At 73.0% G+C, this 16,574-nt stretch carries 13 protein-coding genes; 5 read left to right on the forward strand and 8 right to left on the reverse strand.

Annotated features, from left to right (window positions below):
• Positions 1-290: 290 nt before the first annotated feature.
• Genes AMK24_RS12530 through AMK24_RS12545 form a run of 4 tightly spaced genes read right to left on the reverse strand, consistent with a single transcriptional unit; the run spans position 291 to position 3,866 of the window.
• On the reverse strand, positions 291-1,010 hold the full coding sequence (locus AMK24_RS12530) for an ABC transporter permease (RefSeq protein ID WP_073768096.1): 720 nt from the start codon (positions 1,008-1,010) through the stop codon (positions 291-293).
• 30 nt (positions 1,011-1,040) lie between these two features.
• A complete protein-coding gene (locus AMK24_RS12535; protein WP_073768098.1) occupies positions 1,041-1,952 on the reverse strand; it encodes an ABC transporter ATP-binding protein in 912 nt (303 codons plus the stop codon).
• Complete coding sequence (locus AMK24_RS12540; RefSeq protein ID WP_073768100.1) at positions 1,949-2,857, reverse strand: ABC transporter permease subunit; 909 nt, start codon at positions 2,855-2,857, stop codon at positions 1,949-1,951. The genes AMK24_RS12535 and AMK24_RS12540 overlap by 4 nt, the downstream gene beginning before the upstream one ends.
• Positions 2,847-3,866: an ABC transporter ATP-binding protein gene (locus AMK24_RS12545; RefSeq protein ID WP_073768102.1), complete on the reverse strand. Its 1,020-nt coding sequence runs from the start codon at positions 3,864-3,866 to the stop codon at positions 2,847-2,849. Before AMK24_RS12545 ends, AMK24_RS12540 begins: the two co-directional genes overlap by 11 nt.
• Positions 3,867-4,213: 347 nt before the next feature.
• Between AMK24_RS12545 and AMK24_RS35415 the strand changes: the two genes are divergently transcribed.
• The 4 genes from AMK24_RS35415 (at position 4,214) to AMK24_RS12565 (ending at position 8,093) form a co-directional block, all read left to right on the forward strand.
• Positions 4,214-4,483 carry a hypothetical protein gene (locus AMK24_RS35415; protein WP_073768104.1) on the forward strand — a complete coding sequence of 90 codons (270 nt, stop codon included), beginning with the start codon at positions 4,214-4,216 and terminating at the stop codon, positions 4,481-4,483.
• Complete coding sequence (locus tag AMK24_RS12555) at positions 4,480-6,249, forward strand: SDR family oxidoreductase (RefSeq protein ID WP_073768106.1); 1,770 nt, start codon at positions 4,480-4,482, stop codon at positions 6,247-6,249. The genes AMK24_RS35415 and AMK24_RS12555 overlap by 4 nt, the downstream gene beginning before the upstream one ends.
• Positions 6,246-7,211 (forward strand): MerR family transcriptional regulator, encoded by a 966-nt coding sequence (locus tag AMK24_RS12560; protein ID WP_073768108.1) that lies wholly within the window; start codon positions 6,246-6,248, stop codon positions 7,209-7,211. The genes AMK24_RS12555 and AMK24_RS12560 overlap by 4 nt, the downstream gene beginning before the upstream one ends.
• A gap of 327 nt (positions 7,212-7,538) precedes the next feature.
• Positions 7,539-8,093: an RNA 2'-phosphotransferase gene (locus AMK24_RS12565; protein ID WP_073768110.1), complete on the forward strand. Its 555-nt coding sequence runs from the start codon at positions 7,539-7,541 to the stop codon at positions 8,091-8,093.
• 84 nt (positions 8,094-8,177) lie between these two features.
• Here AMK24_RS12565 and AMK24_RS12570 read toward each other — a convergent pair whose 3' ends face one another.
• Positions 8,178-9,080 (reverse strand): LLM class flavin-dependent oxidoreductase, encoded by a 903-nt coding sequence (locus tag AMK24_RS12570; protein ID WP_073768112.1) that lies wholly within the window; start codon positions 9,078-9,080, stop codon positions 8,178-8,180.
• 148 nt (positions 9,081-9,228) lie between these two features.
• Here AMK24_RS12570 and AMK24_RS12575 point away from each other — a divergent pair, with 148 nt between their 5' ends.
• On the forward strand, positions 9,229-10,086 hold the full coding sequence (locus AMK24_RS12575; RefSeq protein ID WP_073768114.1) for a Cof-type HAD-IIB family hydrolase: 858 nt from the start codon (positions 9,229-9,231) through the stop codon (positions 10,084-10,086).
• A gap of 60 nt (positions 10,087-10,146) precedes the next feature.
• Here AMK24_RS12575 and AMK24_RS12580 read toward each other — a convergent pair whose 3' ends face one another.
• From AMK24_RS12580 to cydB, 3 genes are all read right to left on the reverse strand, one after another.
• Positions 10,147-11,853 carry a sensor histidine kinase gene (locus AMK24_RS12580; RefSeq protein ID WP_073768117.1) on the reverse strand — a complete coding sequence of 569 codons (1,707 nt, stop codon included), beginning with the start codon at positions 11,851-11,853 and terminating at the stop codon, positions 10,147-10,149.
• A 100-nt stretch (positions 11,854-11,953) separates the two neighbouring features.
• The gene (cydD, locus tag AMK24_RS12585; protein ID WP_073768119.1) at positions 11,954-15,478 is read right to left on the reverse strand and encodes a thiol reductant ABC exporter subunit CydD; all 3,525 of its coding nucleotides are present in this window, start codon (positions 15,476-15,478) and stop codon (positions 11,954-11,956) included.
• Positions 15,479-15,571: 93 nt separating this feature from the next.
• Positions 15,572-16,573 carry a cytochrome d ubiquinol oxidase subunit II gene (gene cydB, locus AMK24_RS12590; protein ID WP_073768121.1) on the reverse strand — a complete coding sequence of 334 codons (1,002 nt, stop codon included), beginning with the start codon at positions 16,571-16,573 and terminating at the stop codon, positions 15,572-15,574.
• Between the last annotated feature and the right edge of the window lies 1 nt (position 16,574).

The raw sequence follows: 16,574 nt of genomic DNA on the forward strand, positions 1-16,574 counted from the left end.
GGACGGCCCACACCCCGGGCTTCAGGGGTGGAGGACGCTCACGGTTGCCACTCACTCGATGACCGGTCCGGTGGGCTGGGCCTCACCCGGTGCCGGCATTCCCCGATGTCACGATCGCTACGACGCCACGGATTCCAGTTGCCTCCACGCACCCTGCCCAACGACCCGGTGGCCACGACGTCACCCGGGGCCGCACGGCGGACGGCCCCCGTCCTGTCCCCGGGCGGGGGCCGTCCTGTGCTCGCGCGCCCAGCGGCGCGTCCGGGGCAGCGGCTCTCAGCCGCGCGTCCTCACTCCTCGCCCGCCAGCTTCAACGCCCGCAGCTTCTGACCCGCGTACCAGGTGGCGGCGACCGTCACCGCGGCCAGCAGGGCCGTGGCGAGCGGCAGGCCGACCTCCGAGGCCACCGCGCCGTCGCCCGCCGTCTTCTGGGCGACCGCCAGGGCCCACTGCTGGACGCTGAGCGTCCGCGCCCCGGCCACCAGGCTGCCGAACAGGGCCTCCCAGACCAGCGCGTAGACCAGGCCGAGGACGACCGCGTGCCGGCTGACGGTGCCGAGCAGCAGGAACAGGGCGCTGTACGCGATCGAGGCGACCAGCGCCGCGATCGTGTAGGCGACGGCGATCTGCTGGCCGTTGCCGTTCAGGATCAGGCCCGCCAGAAGCGTCGGCAGCGCGGAGAACACCATGGTCACCGCGATGGCCACGATCAGCTTGGTGAAGATGATCGTGGGCCGTTTCACCGGCTTGGCGAGCAGGTAGACGATCGAGCCGTCGTCGATCTCGGGGCCGATCGCCCCGGTGCCCGCGATCACGCCGATCAACGGCACCATCGTGGCGAGGGCGAAGCCGCCGAGGACGTTCGAGGCGATCTGGTCATCGGCTCCGGCGAACATCCGCACGGCCGCGGCGATGACCAGCAGCAGCGCGGGGAGGACGAACAGGATGGCGGCCCGGCGCCGGCCGAGCAGGGCCCGGTAGGTGAGCCGGGCGACTGTGGGGTCGTACATGACGGTGCACAGCTCCTTTCAGGCCGCTACTCAGGCCGCTACGAGGTAGGAAAAGACCGATTCGAGGGACTCGTCGGACGGTGAGACGGTGAGCAGCCGGATGCCCTGCTCCCGGGCCACCCTCGGCAGCAGTTCGGTGAACCGTCCGAAGTCGACGGCCTGGATGCGCAGCGCCTTCTCGGTGAGGTCGACCTCGATGCCCGCCGTGGACGGGTCGGCGATGAGCGCGGCCGCGAGGGCCCGGTCGTCGCTGGAGCGCACCAGGTAGCGGTGCGGCCGGTCCGTCATCAGCCGGCGGATCTTCCTGAAGTCGCCGGACGCGGCGTGCCGGCCCGCCACGATCACCTCGATGTGGGAGGCCAACTGCTCGACCTCTTCGAGGATGTGGGAGGAGAACAGGACCGTGCGCCCCTCGTCGCCCATCCGCCGCAGCAACTCCATGAGCTGCATCCGCTGACGCGGGTCCATCCCGTTGAACGGCTCGTCCAGGAGCAGCACCGAGGGCTGGTGGACCAGGGCGGACGCCATCTTCACGCGCTGGCGCATGCCCTTACTGTACGTGGAGATCTTGCGGTCCTGCGCGTACTCCATCTCGACCGTGGCGAGCGCCTTCCGCGCCTCCGCCCCGCCCAGCCCCTGGAGTTCGGCGTTGGCGACGACGAACTCCTCGCCGGTGAGGAAGTCGTACATCGCCTCCCGCTCGGGGACGATGCCGATCTCCTTGTAGACGGCCTCGTTGCGCCAGATCTGCCGGCCGTCGAGCGTGACCTTCCCCGTCGAGGGGGCGAGGAATCCGCCCATCATGTTGATGAGGGTGGACTTCCCGGCTCCGTTCGGGCCGAGGAGGCCGGTGACACCGGGCCCCACGGTCATGGAGACGTCGTTGACGGCGACCACGTTGCCGAACCAGCGCGAAGTGTGGTCGATCTCGATGGTGGTCACAGCCCGGCCCTCCGGTAGCGGCGCATCAGGACGGCGTACGAGCCGGCGACGAGCGCGAGAACAACGATCAGGTAGACCACTCCGGTACCGGCTCCCGGGCCCTCCCCTCCGGGGAAGGCGGAGGTGGCGCCGAGGAACGCGGTCTGGACGCCGTCGACCAGCGTGATCGGCGAGAAGAGGCCGAGCCACTGCACGGCCCCGGTCGACCCGGTCTCCCACGCGATGGCCTGGACCGTGGAGACGGCCCCGTAGGTGATGGTCAGCAGGGCGATCACCGCGGCGACGCCGAAGCCGCGCCGGGGGGTGAGGGCGGCCATCACGAGGCCGAGTCCGGCGAACAGCACGGAGAGCAGCGCCACCGACACCAGTCCCTGGGCGAACCACTTGGTCTGATCGGCGAAGTCGAACTTCGCGAGCAGAGAACCCGCGTAGAGGATGAGCAGCGGCGCGCCGGTGAGGATGAAGAGCGCGGCGGCGGTGGCGGCGAACTTCGCCAGCACGTAGTCGGTGCGTTCGATCGGCCGCGAGAAGTACAGGGGGACGGTCTTGAAGCGGAGGTCCCTGGAGACCGCCTGCGGCGCCTGCGCGGCGATGAAGAGTCCGATGACGGCCTGGAGGTAGATCGCGTACGACGTGTACTCGACCACCAGCTTGCTGGCGTTCGGCGCGGCCATGGAGACGGCCACCAGGATCGCCGCGACCAGCGCCATCACGCCGAACAGCAGCATGGGCAGCACTTTGGACTTGGCGGAACGGCCCAGTCCGTAGGAGCCCCGCAGGGTCTGCGAGAACAGGGAGCGGCGGGCGTAGGCCCGGCCGAGCCGGGGCCCGTCGTAGGAGCGGTAGCCGATGTTGTGGATCCGGGAGGCGTCGCGCCCGGCCGCGGCCTTGGTCTCAGCGCTCATCGCGGCCGCTTCCCTTCTGCTGGACGACCTGCTGCGCGGAGGGGTGCACGGCTCCGGCGGCGGCCGGGGCGGCGGCCGGGTGGGCCCCGCCCTGTTCGGTACGGAAGACCTCGGCGATGTGGTGGCGGCGCTGTTCCATGCGGACCAGGCCGAGTCCGAGCCCGGCGACGCTGTCGCGGACCAGGTCGTAGGTCTCCTCGCCGTCCGCCTCGATCAACAGGATGTGGCCCGCCCCCGGCAGCCCCTCCGTGTCGATCCCGTCGTGGCCGACGAGCGCGACCCCGGCGTCGGTGAGGACCTTGCGCAGGGCGCCCGTGCCGTCGGGGTGGGTGTCGCTGTCGGTCACCTCGACCGCGAGGGTCGCCGTGGTCTGGGTGAAGTCGCTGGTGGAGCTGGAGCGCAGGAGCGTGCCGCCGTCGATGACGACGACGTGGTCGCAGGTGCGTTCCAGCTCGCCCAGGAGGTGCGAGGTCACCAGGACGGAGATGCCGAAGTCGGTGTGGACACGGCGGATGAGGCCGAGCATCTCGTCCCGGCCTACCGGGTCCAGCCCGTTGGTCGGCTCGTCGAGCAGGACCAGCTGGGGGTCGTGGACGAGGGCCTGGGCGAGCTTCACCCGCTGCTTCATGCCGGTCGAGTAGCCGCCGATGGGGCGGTAGCGCTCCTCGTAGAGGCCGACGTGGCGCAGGGTGTCGGCGGTGCGTTCGCGGGCGGCCGTGGGCGGCAGCCCCGACATGCGGGCCATGTGCACGACGAACTCGGTCGCCGAGACGTCCGGCGGCAGGCAGTCGTGCTCGGGCATGTACCCCACCCGTTCCCGGATGGCGGCGCCGCTGGTCGCGACGTCGAGCCCGAGCACCGCGGCCCGGCCTTCGGTGGCGGGGGAGAGACCCAGCAGGATCTTGATCAGTGTGGACTTGCCGGCTCCGTTGGAACCCACCAGCCCGGTCACACCGGGTCCGATGTCCAACGTGAGCCGGTCAAGCGCGGTCACCCGGGGGAACCGCATGCTCAGGGCTTCGGTAGCGATTACGGCTGTCACGTCCACGACGTTAGTGGTGCGGACCACACCGGTCGTCAGCCCTGACGGCTGGATCGGGATCAGACTCCAGGCGTACGCGCCCGTAGGGGGCCCGGGGCCCCCGGTGGGGGCGGTGACGCCCCGGTCGGGCGGCCCACGGGGCGCGCAGGAGTCGTGCACCGGTCGGCGCCCGGACCCGCCCTCGGCCCTGCGGCCGGTCCACCGGGGTTTTCCCCAGGCGATGCGCCCCCCTTGACGTAGCCGCTGGGCATTGTCACATTCATCGGTGTCACGTTACGGACGCGTACCGCACACGGCAGGGAACGGACGGTGGCATGACCGGCATGGCTCCGGCAGCGCAGTACGGCCTCCCCCCGGAGCCGAGGGGGGTCGGAGGAGTCCGACGGCTGTCCTGCGCGGGGGCGGTCGCGGGGCGGCGGGGGCCGTGGGCGGTCGGGCCCCGCCCCGGATTCCGGGGTACGGGCGCGGAGTTCGAGGTGGTCCTGGTGGTCGCCGGTGCCGAGGACCCCGGGCAGAGCGCCTGCCGGCCGGACGACGATCCGCCGCATGTGCGGCGCTGGACCGAGGAGAAGGTGGCGGCGTGAATCTGTCTCAGGCGCGTGAGCGGTACGTGCGTACGGGCGGCGTCGAGCTGTGCGTCGCGGAGCTGGGCGACGCGGACCGGCCGACCGTGGTGCTGGTCCACGGCTATCCGGACAGCAAGGAGGTCTGGTCGGAGGTGGCCCTCCAACTGGCCGAGCGGTGGCACGTGGTGCTGTACGACGTGCGGGGGCACGGCAGGTCCACCGCGCCGAAGCCGCTGCGCGGCGGCTTCACCCTGGAGAAGCTGACCGACGACTTCCTGGCCGTGATCGACACGGTCAGCCCGGACCGTCCGGTGCACGTCGTCGGCCACGACTGGGGCTCCGTCCAGTCCTGGGATTTCGTCACGGTCGGCCGGACCGAGGGCAGGATCGCCTCCTTCACCTCGATGTCCGGGCCCTCCCTGGACCACTTCGGGCACTGGATCAAGAAGAGGATGGCCCGCCCCACCCCGCGCCGGGTCGGTCAACTGCTCGGCCAGGGCGCCAAGTCCTGGTACGTGTACATGCTCCATACGCCGGTCCTGCCCGAGCTGGCCTGGCGCGGGCCGCTCGGCAGGCGCTGGCCGTGGATCCTGGAGCGGCTGGAGAAGGTGTCGCCGGGCGACTACCCCACCGCGTCCCTGCCCGACGACGCGGCGCACGGGGCGTGGCTCTACCGCGACAACGTCCGCGCCCGGCTCAGCAGACCACGCGCGGACGCCTACGCCCACGCGCCCGTCCAGCTGATCACGCCCACCGGGGACTCCTTCCTCTCCGAACGGCTCTACGACGAGCTGGAGGACTGGGTTCCCGCGCTGGTGCGCCGCTCGCTCCCGGCCAAGCACTGGGTTCCTCGCACCCGGCCGGACCAACTCGCTTCCTGGATCACCGAGTTCGTGAGCGCGAACGAGTCGGGCGAGCGCGACGAGGCCCGGCGGCGACCGGAGCCGCAGAGCCCCTACGCGCAGTGGTTCGGCGGCCGGCTGGTCCTGGTGACGGGTGCGGCCTCCGGGATCGGACGGGCCACGGCGCTCGCGTTCGCCGAGGCGGGCGCGCGGATCGTGGCCGTGGACCGCGACGCGGACGGGGCCGCCCGGACCGCCGGGACGGCGCGGCTCATCGGGGCGCCGGCCGCCTGGGGCGAAGCGGTCGACGTGGGCGACGAGGCCGCGATGGAGAAGCTCGCCGCCCGGGTCGCCTCGGAGTACGGCACCGTCGACGTGCTGGTCAACAACGCCGGGATCGGGCTCTCCGGCCCCTTCCTGGAGACCACGGCCGAGGAGTGGAAGAAGGTCCTCGACGTCAATCTGTGGGGCGTCATCCACGGCTGCCGGTTCTTCGGCAAGCAGATGGCGGACCGCGGCCAGGGCGGCCACATCGTCAACACGGCGTCGGCCGCGGCTTTCCAGCCCTCGCGCGCGCTGCCCGCGTACAGCACGTCGAAGGCGGCCGTGCTGATGCTCAGCGAATGCCTGCGGGCCGAGCTGGCGGGGAAGGCGATCGGGGTGAGCGCGATATGCCCCGGCATCGTGGACACCGGCATCACCGGTACGGCGCGCTTCACGGGGGTGGACGCGGCGGAGCAGGACCGGTTGCGCAAGCGGGCGGCCAAGCTCTACGGGCGGCGCGGCTACCCCCCGGAGAAGGTCGCCGACGCGATCCTGCGGGCGGTCGTGCGCAACCAGGCCGTGGTGCCGGTGACGCCCGAGGCGCGCGGTCTCCGGCTGCTCTCCCGGCTGAGCCCGGGGGCGCTGCGCTCCCTCGCCCGGCTGAAGCCGCCGCTGTGACCGGGCCCGCCGCGCCGTCGGCCGGGAGCGGGGGAGGCGCCGAATACCGCATCGAGGACCTGGCCCGCGCCGGCGGGGCCACGGTGCGCACGATCCGCGCCTACCAGGACCGGGGACTGCTGCCGACGCCCGAGCGGCGGGGGCGGGCCAACGTGTACCGGGAGGCCCATCTGGTGCGGCTGGGGCAGATCGCGGACCTGCTCGACCGGGGCTACACCCTGGCCAGCATCAAGGAGTTGCTGGAGGCGTGGGACGCCGGGCGGGGGCTCGGCGGGGTGCTCGGCCTGGTGGCGGAGGTGCACGGCCCGTGGACGGACGAGGAGGCCGGCCGGATCAGCCGCCGGGAGCTGGAGGCGAAGTTCGGCGGCCGGCGGGACGACGAGGCCATCGCCGAGGCGGTGGAGCTCGGCGTACTGGAGCGTGTGCCGGGCCGGGACGACGAGTTCCTCGTGCCGAGCCCGCAAGAGCTGGCGGTGGCGGTCGAGCTGCATGCCGCCGGCGTCCCGTTGCCCGCCATCGCCGACCACCTGAGGGAACTCCGCTGCCAGGTCGAGCACATAGCCTCCCGTTTCCTGGAGTTCACCACGGAACACGTCTTCGCGCGCTATCTGGGGAACCGGCCGCCCACGGATTCCGACGCGGCCGATGCCGCCGCCCTGGTACGCCGGTTGCGTCCGCTCGCCCAGCAGTCGGTGGAAGCCGAACTGGCGCGTGCCATGCGGACCTTCGCCCCCCGGCACCTGCACCACCACCTGGCGGCGGAGGACGGGGCCGTGGACGTGGAATCGTTCCGACCGGTGCTGCTGCCGGTACGGACGACGCAGGCGGTACAGGACCTGGTCGGCGCGGACCGGGTGGCCGCTTTCGTCACGGCGGCCACCGAACGAGAGGTGCAAGCCCGTACGTTGGACCACCTCGCGGCAACTCACATGAAAACAGGCAAAGTTGACGAAGTGCCCTAAATACACGGCCTCTTGTCCACAGTTTTTCCAAAGTTCCTGTGGATAAGCCGTGTTACCTGTGGATCAAACCTGATAACGAAAAACAACCGAGGAATCACAGAAGAACGACAGGCTGACCATGTGAAGAAGCGAGGGGCCGGCCCGGCGACGCGATCACGGCGCCGAGGACCGGCGAGCAGCCGTCCGGGAGAGCGGAGGACCGGGCGTCCGGGAGATCCGGGCGCCGGCGCGAGCACCGGGACGCCGTCCGTGGGCACCGGCATGACGTCACGGGAGCCGGGGCGAAACGCGGATGCGTCCACCGGCTCGTCCCGGCACGCTGTCACCATGGACGAACGTCGCACCGTCAAGGTGTCCAAGTACCTCTCGAAACACCTGCGGCACCAGCCGGAACGCATCGGCCTCGCCCTCGACCGGAACGGCTGGGCGGCAGTGGACGAACTGCTCGCCGCCGCGGCCCGGCACGGATTCGCCCTCACACGCGCCGAGCTCGACCACACCGTCGCCGTCAACGACAAGCGGCGCTTCACCGTGGAGAGCGGCGTCGGCGGCGACCGCATCCGAGCCGCCCAGGGGCACACCGTCGCCGTCGACCTGGACCTGCCGCCCGCCGAACCGCCCGCGTACCTCTACCACGGCACGGTCGCCCGGGCGCTGGACGCGATCCGGACCGAGGGCCTGCGCCCCATGGGCCGCCACCACGTCCACCTGTCGCCCGACCGGGAAACGGCCGCCCGGGTCGGCGCCCGCCGGGGCCGCCCCCTCGTGCTCGCCGTGGACGCGGGCGCGATGCACCGCGCCGGCCATCTCCTCCGGGTCAGCGCCAACGGCGTCTGGCTCGCCGAGGCCGTACCGCCGGAGTTCCTGCGCCTGCGCGGCTGAGCAGCGGACGCGCCCTCGGCCCACCGGGCGGCCCGGGCGCCGGCCCGGTGCGTCATCGGCGCCCCGCCGCCGGGGCGCCGGGGGTCACGCGAGCTGTGCCGGCGCTTCGGTCGCGATGCGTTCGAAGACCTTCTCGTCGGCGTCGAAGACCGAGTCCGGGATCGGGGCGTGGACGACGATCTCGGTGAAGCCCAGTTCCGCGTGGCGTCCCGCGAAGTCGACGAAGGCGTCCACCGACTCCAGCGGGGCGTTGCGGTCCGGGGTGAAGCCGGTCAGCAGGATCCGGCCCGGCTCGGCGGCGGCCCGGCCGATCTCCGCGCAGGCCGCCGTGAACTTCTCGTTCTGCGCCCGCAGGGCGGCCCGCGACTCCTCCGGGGTGCCGTTCTCGTACAGCTTCGGGTCGCCGGTGGTGACCCATGCCTGCCCGTGGCGGGCGGCGAGCTTCAGGCCGCGCGGCCCGGTCGCCGCGACCGCGAAGGGCAGCCGGGGCCGCTGGACGCACCCGGGGATGTTGCGGGCCTCCTCCGCGGTGTAGAAGGTCCCGCGCTCGGTCACCGCGTCCTCGGTGAGGAGGCGGTCCAGAAGCGGCACGAACTCGGCGAACCGGTCGGCGCGCTCGCGCGGGGACCATGCCTCCTGGCCCAGCGCGGTGGCGTCGAAGCCGCTGCCCCCCGCACCGATGCCCAGGGTGACCCGGCCGCCCGAGACGTCGTCCAGGGAGATCAGCTCCTTGGCCAGGGTGACCGGGTGGCGGAAGTTCGGCGAGGTCACCAGGGTGCCCAGCCGCAGCCGCCCGGTGGCGGTCGCCGCGGCGGTGAGGGTGGGGATGGCGCCGAACCACGGGCCGTCACGGAAGGTCCGCCAGGACAGGTGGTCGTAGGTGTAGGCGGTGTGGAAGCCCAGTTCCTCCGCCCGCTGCCAGCGCTCGCGCCCTCCCTCGTTCCAGCGGTGGACGGGCAGGATCACGGTGCTCAGACGGAGGCTCATGCCCCTGAGCCTACGGCCGGACAGGGGCGGCAGACCCCTCTCCAGGGCTTCGGCATATGCCTGTGGCATTTTCGCTGGTCAGCGTCTTATTCACTCAGATGTGCGCACCTCCGCACGCACGTGCACCCCGGTGGGCGAGAATGGCCCGGTGACCTCAGTGACCGAGACGCCTCTCCCCGCCGTGACCCGGCTGATCGCCACCGACCTCGACGGCACCCTGCTGCGCGACGACAAGACGCTGTCCGCCCGTACGCTCGCGGCCCTCGCGGCGGCCGAGGAGGCCGGCGTCGAGGTCTTCTTCGTGACCGGCAGGCCGGCCCGCTGGATGGACGTCGTACGGGCCCACGTCCAGAGCCACGGCACGGCGATCTGCGCCAACGGGGCCGTGGTCACCGATCTGCGGAGGGACGGCGAGCTGCTCTCCGTACGGCCGCTGGAGCGCGCCGCCGCCCTGCACGTCGTGCGCACCCTGCGCGAGGCGGCCCCCGGCGCCTCCTTCGCCGTCGAGCTGACCACCGGCATCAACTACGAACCGGCCTACCCGCCCTTCCACCTGGACCCGGGCGCCACGGTGGCGGTCGCCGAGAAGCTGCTGCACGAGGACGCGCCGGGCGCCGGAGCGCCGGTGCTCAAGCTGCTGGCCCACCACACCGAGCTGGCGCCCGACGCCTTCCTCGCCCTGGCCCGTTCGGCGGCCGGAGACCGGGCCGCCTTCACCCGCTCCAGCCCCTCCGCGCTCCTGGAGGTCAGCGGGCTGGGCGTCTCCAAGGCCACCACCCTCGCCGCCTGCTGCGCCGAGCGCGGTATCGCGGCAGCCGAGGTGGTCGCCTTCGGGGACATGCCCAACGACGTCGAGATGCTCCGCTGGGCCGGGGCCTCCTTCGCCATGGGCAACGCCCACCCGGCCGCGGTGGCCGCTGCCACGGGCCGAACCGCGACCAACGAGGAGGACGGGGTGGCCGTCGTCATCGAGCGGATCCTCGCCGCCCGCGCGGCAACCCGCTGAAACCTTTCAGCACACCGGTCGCGGCCGCCCTCCCCCGGTGGCCGCGACCGCTGCCCTCCCTCACAACGGCGCCTCCCACACCACCGTCGTCCCGCCGCCGTCCTCCCCGAGGCCCGGCTCGATCCGGCTCGCCCCGCCCAGGGACTCGGCGCGACGGGCCAGGTTGCGCAGACCGCTGCGCCGACCGCCCTCCGGGATGCCCACCCCGTCGTCGGCCACCGAGAGCCGTACCGCCCCCCGCCCGTCCGGCAGCGTCGCCGTCGCGTCGACGACCACGTCGATCAGCGACGCCTCCGCGTGCCGGAACGCGTTGGAGAGGGCCTCCCGCAACGCGGCGACCAGGTTCTTCCCGGTCAGCTCGCCGACGAGCGCGTCCACCGGGCCCAGGAAGCGGTGCGAGGGCTTGAAACCGAGCGGGACGGCCGCCATGTTGATCTCCCGCAGCACACGGGTGCGCAGCCCCGAAGGGGCCTCGGCCGGTTCCTGCTGGAGCGCGAAGATGGCCGTACGGATCTCCTGGATCGTCACGTCCAGCTCGTCGACCGCCCGGGCGACACCGGTGCGCACCTCGGGGACGACCGCTCTGCGCTGGGCGCTCTCCAGCATCATCCCGGTGGCGAACAACCGCTGGATGACCAGGTCGTGGAGGTCCCGGGCGATCCGGTCGCGGTCCTCGTACACCGCCAGCCGCTCCCGGTCCCGCTGGGCCTCGGCCATCATCAGCGCGAGCGCCGCCTGGGAGGCGAACTGGGTGGCGAGGATCCGTTCGGTCTCGGTGAACGGACGCGCGCCCCGGGCGCGCGGGGTGGCCAACGCCCCGAGCACCCGGCCGCCGCTGTGCAGCGGAAGCATCATGCTCGGACCGAACCGGGCGGCCAGCCTGGTCGCCATCCGGCTGTCGGTGGCCGAGTCGTCGATGAACACCGCCTCGCCCGCGAGCAGCTTCGCCGCCACCGCGCTCCGGGGCGGGATGATCACCCCGAGCGAGGACGAGGGCTCGTCGGACGACACGGCGACGATCTCCAGCCCGCCCTCCTCGGTCGGCAGGAGCACGATCCCGGCGGCGGATCCGGCGAGCCGGCGGGCCTGTTCGGCGACCACGGTCAGCGCCTCGTCCGCGTCCCCGCCCGACAGGAGCGCGGTGGTGACGGCGACCGAACCGTCGATCCAGTGCTCCCGCTGCCGCGCCGCCTCGTACAGTCGGGCGTTGCCGATGGCGATCCCGGCCTCCGTGGCGAGCACCCGGACCGTGTGGAGGTCGTAGTCGGTGAACTCCGCGCCGTTCCGCTTCTCCGTGAGGTAGAGGTTGCCGAAGGTCTCTCCCTGGACCTGGATGGGCACCCCCAGGAAGGTGCGCATCCGCGGGTGCCCCGCCGGGAAACCCTCCGCACGGGGGTCGGTGGCCAGGTCGGCCAGGCGGACCGGGCCCGGGTCGTGGATCAGCGCGCCGAGCAGCCCCCGGTGGCCGTCGGGCAGCCGTCCGATCTCCTCGACCGCCTCCTGCGGCACGCCGTACGTGACGAAGTCCGACAGTCCCTCGCCCGACTCGTCGACGACGCCGATCGCGGCGTACTCGGCGTGGGCGAGTTCGGCGGCCGTCTCGCAGATCCGGTCCAGGGTGGAGTGCAGTTCCAGCCCCGAGCCCACCGATCGCATCGCCTCCAGCAACTGCGGCACCCGGGCGGTCAGCTCCGTGGAGAGGCCCTGGAGGCTGTGGGCGGCTCGGGTGGCGGCGTCGAGGGAGTCCTGCGGGTCGGGCTCTGCCATGGCCCGAGCCTAGTTAGTGCCGTTACAGGGCGAAAGTCGAGAATGTACGTGACGTCCCGCCCGGCCGTCGCCCCTGCCCGGGGCCCTCCCGGCTCCCGGCTCACGCCCCCGCCCCGACCGTGTCCTTCTCGCGCTCCAGCATGCGGCGCAGCGGGCCCTCCTCGGCCGCGAGTTCGGCGTACGGGCCGCGCTGCACCACCCGGCCCGCGTCCAGCACCAGCACCTCGTCCACCGCCTCCAGCCCGGTCAGCCGGTGCGTGATCAGGACCGTCGCGCAGCCCCGGGTGGCGTCCAGCAGATCGGCGGTGAGGGCGTCGGCGGTCGGCAGGTCGAGGTGCTCGGCCGGCTCGTCCAGGACGAGTACGGGGAAATCGGCGAGCAGCGCGCGAGCCAGGGCGAGCCGTTGGCGCTGGCCGCCGGAGAGCCGGGCGCCGTGCTCGCCGACCGGAGTGTCCAGACCCTGCGGAAGGGTCCGCACCCAGTCGAGGAGACGGGCCCGGGAGAGCGCCTCGTACAGGTCGGGGTCGGACGCCCCGGGGCGGGCCAGGCGCAGGTTCTCGCGGATCGTGCTGTCGAAGACGTGGGCGTCCTGGGCGCAGAGGCCGACCGAGCGCCGGACGGTGTCCGAGTCCAGCGCGGACGCCTCGACGCCGCCGAGCCGGTACGTCCCCGACGAGGCGTCCAGGAAGCGCAGCAGGACCTGGGCCAGGGTCGTCTTGCCCGAGCCGGAGGGCCCCACGACCGCGATGCGCCGTCCGGGCGTCAGGGTCAGGTCGAGCGCGGCCAGCGCATCGCGCCCGGCCGCCGGGTAGCGGGCGCTCAGCCCCCGTACCTCCAGCGGGAACGGGGAGACGGGCTCCTCGGCGGGGTGCTCGGGCTCGCGTACGGGGACGGGGGCGTCCAGCACCTCGTACACCCGCTCCCCGCTCCGGGCGACGCGACGGCGGTACTGCACGGCGAGCGGCAGCCCGGCGACGGCCTCGAAGGCGGCGAGCGGGGTCAGCACCACCACGGCGAGCGCGACCCCCGACAACCGGCCGTCGTTCACGGCGGGCACGGCGACGAGCCCGGCGGCCACCACGGTGAGCCCGCAGACCAGGGCGGACAGGCCGCCGCCCAGGGCGGTCGCGGCGGCGGCCCGCGAGGCGATCCGGGTGAGCAGGGCGTCGGCCTCGCGCAGCCGCGTCCGGCGCTCGGGCAGCGCCCCGGCGACGGTCAGCTCCGCGGTGCCGCCGAGGAGGTCGGTGACACGGGTGGCCAGGGCGGCGCGGGCCGGGGCGAGCCGGCCCTCCGTACGGCGGGCACAGGCGCCGCTGACGAGCGGAACGCCCACCCCCGCGAGCAGCAGCCCGACCGCGAGGATCACGCCCGCCTCCGGGAGCAGCCAGCCGGTGAATCCGGCGGCCGCGGCCCCCACCACGACGGCGGTCCCGGCGGGCAGCAGCCAGCGCAGCCAGTAGTCCTGGAGCGCGTCCACGTCGGCGACGAGCCGGGTCAGCAGGTCGCCGCGGCGCGTGGTGCGCAGCCCGGCGGGGGCGATGCGCTCGAGGCCCCGGTAGACGGAGACGCGCAGGTCGGCGAGGAGGTTGAGGACGGCGTCGTGCGAGACGAGCCGCTCGGCGTAGCGGAAGACCGCCCGCCCGATGCCGAAGGCGCGGGTCGCGGTGACCGCCATCATCAAGTACATGACCGGGGGCTCCTCGGAGGCGCGGGAGATCAGCCAGCCGGAGACGGCCATGAGCCCCACGGCCGATCCGACCGCCAGGCTGCCCAGCAGCAGGGCCAGGGACAGCCGGCCGCGCTGTGCCCCGGCGGACGCCCGGACACGGGCGAGCACCCGCCCGGGCCGGGTGCCGGCCTTGTCCGGGCCGCTGTCGACCGCACGCCCTTCCTCCGCACGGCGGGCGTCGAGAGGTTCGCCCCCGGCGAGCGGCCGGGGAACGGCCGGTCCGGCGCCGCGGCCCGGCGCTCCGGTCCGGGGGGCGGCGACACCGGCCGCCTCCAGGGCCACCACCCGGTCGGCGACCGCCAGCAGCGCCGGCCGGTGGACGACCAGCAGGACGGTCCGCCCGGCGGCCAGCCTCCGTACCGCGTCGACGATGCCCGCCTCGCTCTCGCCGTCCAGGCTCGCGGTCGGCTCGTCCAGCAGCAGGACCGGCCGGTCGGCGAGGAACGCGCGGGCGAGGGCGAGGCGCTGGCGCTGGCCCGCGGAGAGCCCGGCTCCGTCCTCACCGAGCGCCGTGAGCATCCCCTCGGGCAGGGCGGCGACGAAGTCGTACGCGCCGGCTTCCCGCAGCGCCGCGAGGACCGCCTCGTCATCGGAGCCGGGCCGGGCGAGACGGACGTTCTCGGCGATCGTGCCGGCGAAGAGGTGGGGGCGCTGGGGAACCCAGGCGATACGGCTCCGCCAGCGTCGGAGGTCCAGCTCCGCGAGGTCCCGCCCGCCCACCCGGACGTGTCCCTCGTCGGGTACGGCGAATCCGAGGACCACGTTCAGCAGGGTGGACTTGCCGACGCCGCTCGGGCCGACCAGGGCGACGGTCTCCCCCGGCTCCACGGTGAGCGACGCGGCGTTCAGCGAGGGTTCGGCACGGCCCTCGTGGCGTACGGTCACGTCCGCCAGTTCCAGCCGCGGCGAGCCCGGGACCTCCCCGTCCCCCGAGACGGGAGGCGCGGTCTCCAGGACCGTGAAGATCTCCTCGGCGGCCGACAGCCCCTCGGCCGCCGCGTGGTACTGCGCCCCCACCTGGCGGATCGGCAGATAGGCCTCGGGGGCCAGGATCAGGACGACCAGGCCCGTGTAGAGGTCGAGTTCTCCGTGGACGAGCCGCATGCCGATCGTCACGGCGACCAGGGCCACCGACAGCGTGGCCAGCAGCTCCAGGGCGAAGGAGGAGAGGAAGGCGATCCGCAGGGTACGCAGGGTGGCCCGGCGGTAGTCGGAGGTGATCGTGCGGATCGAGGCGGCCTGGGACTTGGCCCGACCGAAAACCTTCAGGGTCGGCAGCCCGGCGACCACGTCCAGGAAGTGCCCGGAGAGCCGGGACAGCAGCTGCCACTGGCGGTCCATCCGGGACTGGGTGGCCCAGCCGATCAGGATCATGAACAACGGGATGAGCGGCAGGGTGACCAGGATGATCGCCGCCGACACCCAGTCCTCGGTGACGATCCGGGCGAGCACCGCGACGGGTACGACGACCGCGAGGCCGAGCTGGGGGAGGTAACGGGCGAAGTAGTCGTCGAGCGCGTCGATCCCCCGGGTCGCCAGGGTGGTCAGGGAACCGGTGCGCTGGCCGCTCAGCCAGTCGGGGCCCAGAAGCGTGGCCCGCTCCAGGAGCCGGCCGCGCAGTTCGGACTTGACGGCCGCGCTCGCGCGATGGGCCGACAGCTCGGTGAGCCAGGCGATCAGGGCCCGGCCGACCGCGACCGCGGCAAGCAGCAGCAGAGGGGTGCGCAGCTCGGTGACCGTGAGGCCGTCCTCGAAACCGCCCACCACGATCTCGGCGATGAGCATCGCCTGGGCGATCACCAGCAGGGCGCCGAGCAGGCCGAGGGCGACCACGGCCGCCAGGAAGAGACGGGTGGCCCGTGCGTGGTGGAGGAGACGCGGATCGATCGGTTTCACGTGAAACATCCCCCCGGCGGGGTCGGTGAGCTCTGCGGGATCGGCGTCCGCCGCGGGCCCCTCGGGATGGGCGGGGCCCGCGGCTCGCCGGAATCAGTGCGCGTCGGCGATGTGCTGGGTGCCGATGCGCTTGCGGAAGACCCAGTAGGTCCAGCTCTGGTAGAGCAGCACGACGGGCGTGGCGATGCCCGCGCACCAGGTCATGATCCGGAGCGTGTACGGGCTGGACGAGGCGTTGGTGACGGTGAGGTTCCAGGCGTCGTTCAGCGAGGACGGCATGACGTTCGGGAAGAGCGTCAGGAAGAGCATCGCGACCGCCGCCGCGATCGTCACGCCCGAGAAGGCGAACGACCAGCCCTCGCGGCCCTTGGCGACGGCGGCGATCGCAGCCGTGAGCGCCGCCACCGCCACGATCAGGGCCCCCAGGCTCCAGCCGTCCCCGTTGTCGGCCTGGGTCCAGAGCAGGAAGCCCAGGGCGAGCACCGCGGTGACCGGCCCCAGCTTGAGCGCCAGGGCGCGGGCCCGGACCCGGATGTCGCCCGCCGTCTTGAGGCCCGCGAACACCGTCCCGTGGAAGGTGAAGAGGGCGAGCGTGACGAGGCCGCCGAGAAGGGCGTACGGGTTGAGGAGGTCCCAGACGTCGCCGACGTACTCCATGTCGGCGTCGATCTTCACGCCTCGCACGATGTTCCCGAAGGCCACGCCCCACAGCACGGCGGGGATCAGGGAGGTCCAGAAGATCGCGGTCTCCCAGTTCGTCTGCCACCGCTCCTCGGGCCGCTTGGCGCGGTACTCGAAGGCGACGCCGCGCACGATCAGGCAGAACAGGATGATCAGCAGCGGCAGGTAGAAGCCGGAGAAGAGGGTGGCGTACCACTCGGGGAAGGCCGCGAAGGTGGCGCCGCCCGCGGTGAGCAGCCAGACCTCGTTGCCGTCCCAGACGGGCCCGATCGTGTTGATCAGGACCCTGCGCTCCGTGCGGTCGCGGGCCAGCAGCTTGGTGAGGACCCCGATGCCGAAGTCGAATCCCTCCAGGAAGAAGTAGCCGGTCCAGAGGACGGCGATGAGCACGAACCAGACGTCGTGGAGTTCCATC

Origin of the sequence: Streptomyces sp. CB02366 (assembly GCF_001905905.1) — a bacterium.
Classification (GTDB): domain Bacteria; phylum Actinomycetota; class Actinomycetes; order Streptomycetales; family Streptomycetaceae; genus Streptomyces.

Coding starts and splice junctions, on each gene's coding strand:
- AMK24_RS12530 (WP_073768096.1), bottom strand. CDS start 1,010: ATGTACGACCCCACAGTCGCCCGGCTCACCTACCGGGCCCTGCTCGGC.
- AMK24_RS12540 (WP_073768100.1), bottom strand. CDS start 2,857: ATGAGCGCTGAGACCAAGGCCGCGGCCGGGCGCGACGCCTCCCGGATC.
- AMK24_RS12545 (WP_073768102.1), bottom strand. CDS start 3,866: ATGCGGTTCCCCCGGGTGACCGCGCTTGACCGGCTCACGTTGGACATC.
- AMK24_RS35415 (WP_073768104.1), top strand. CDS start 4,214: ATGACCGGCATGGCTCCGGCAGCGCAGTACGGCCTCCCCCCGGAGCCG.
- AMK24_RS12565 (WP_073768110.1), top strand. CDS start 7,539: ATGGACGAACGTCGCACCGTCAAGGTGTCCAAGTACCTCTCGAAACAC.
- AMK24_RS12570 (WP_073768112.1), bottom strand. CDS start 9,080: ATGAGCCTCCGTCTGAGCACCGTGATCCTGCCCGTCCACCGCTGGAAC.
- AMK24_RS12580 (WP_073768117.1), bottom strand. CDS start 11,853: ATGGCAGAGCCCGACCCGCAGGACTCCCTCGACGCCGCCACCCGAGCC.
- cydB (WP_073768121.1), bottom strand. CDS start 16,573: ATGGAACTCCACGACGTCTGGTTCGTGCTCATCGCCGTCCTCTGGACC.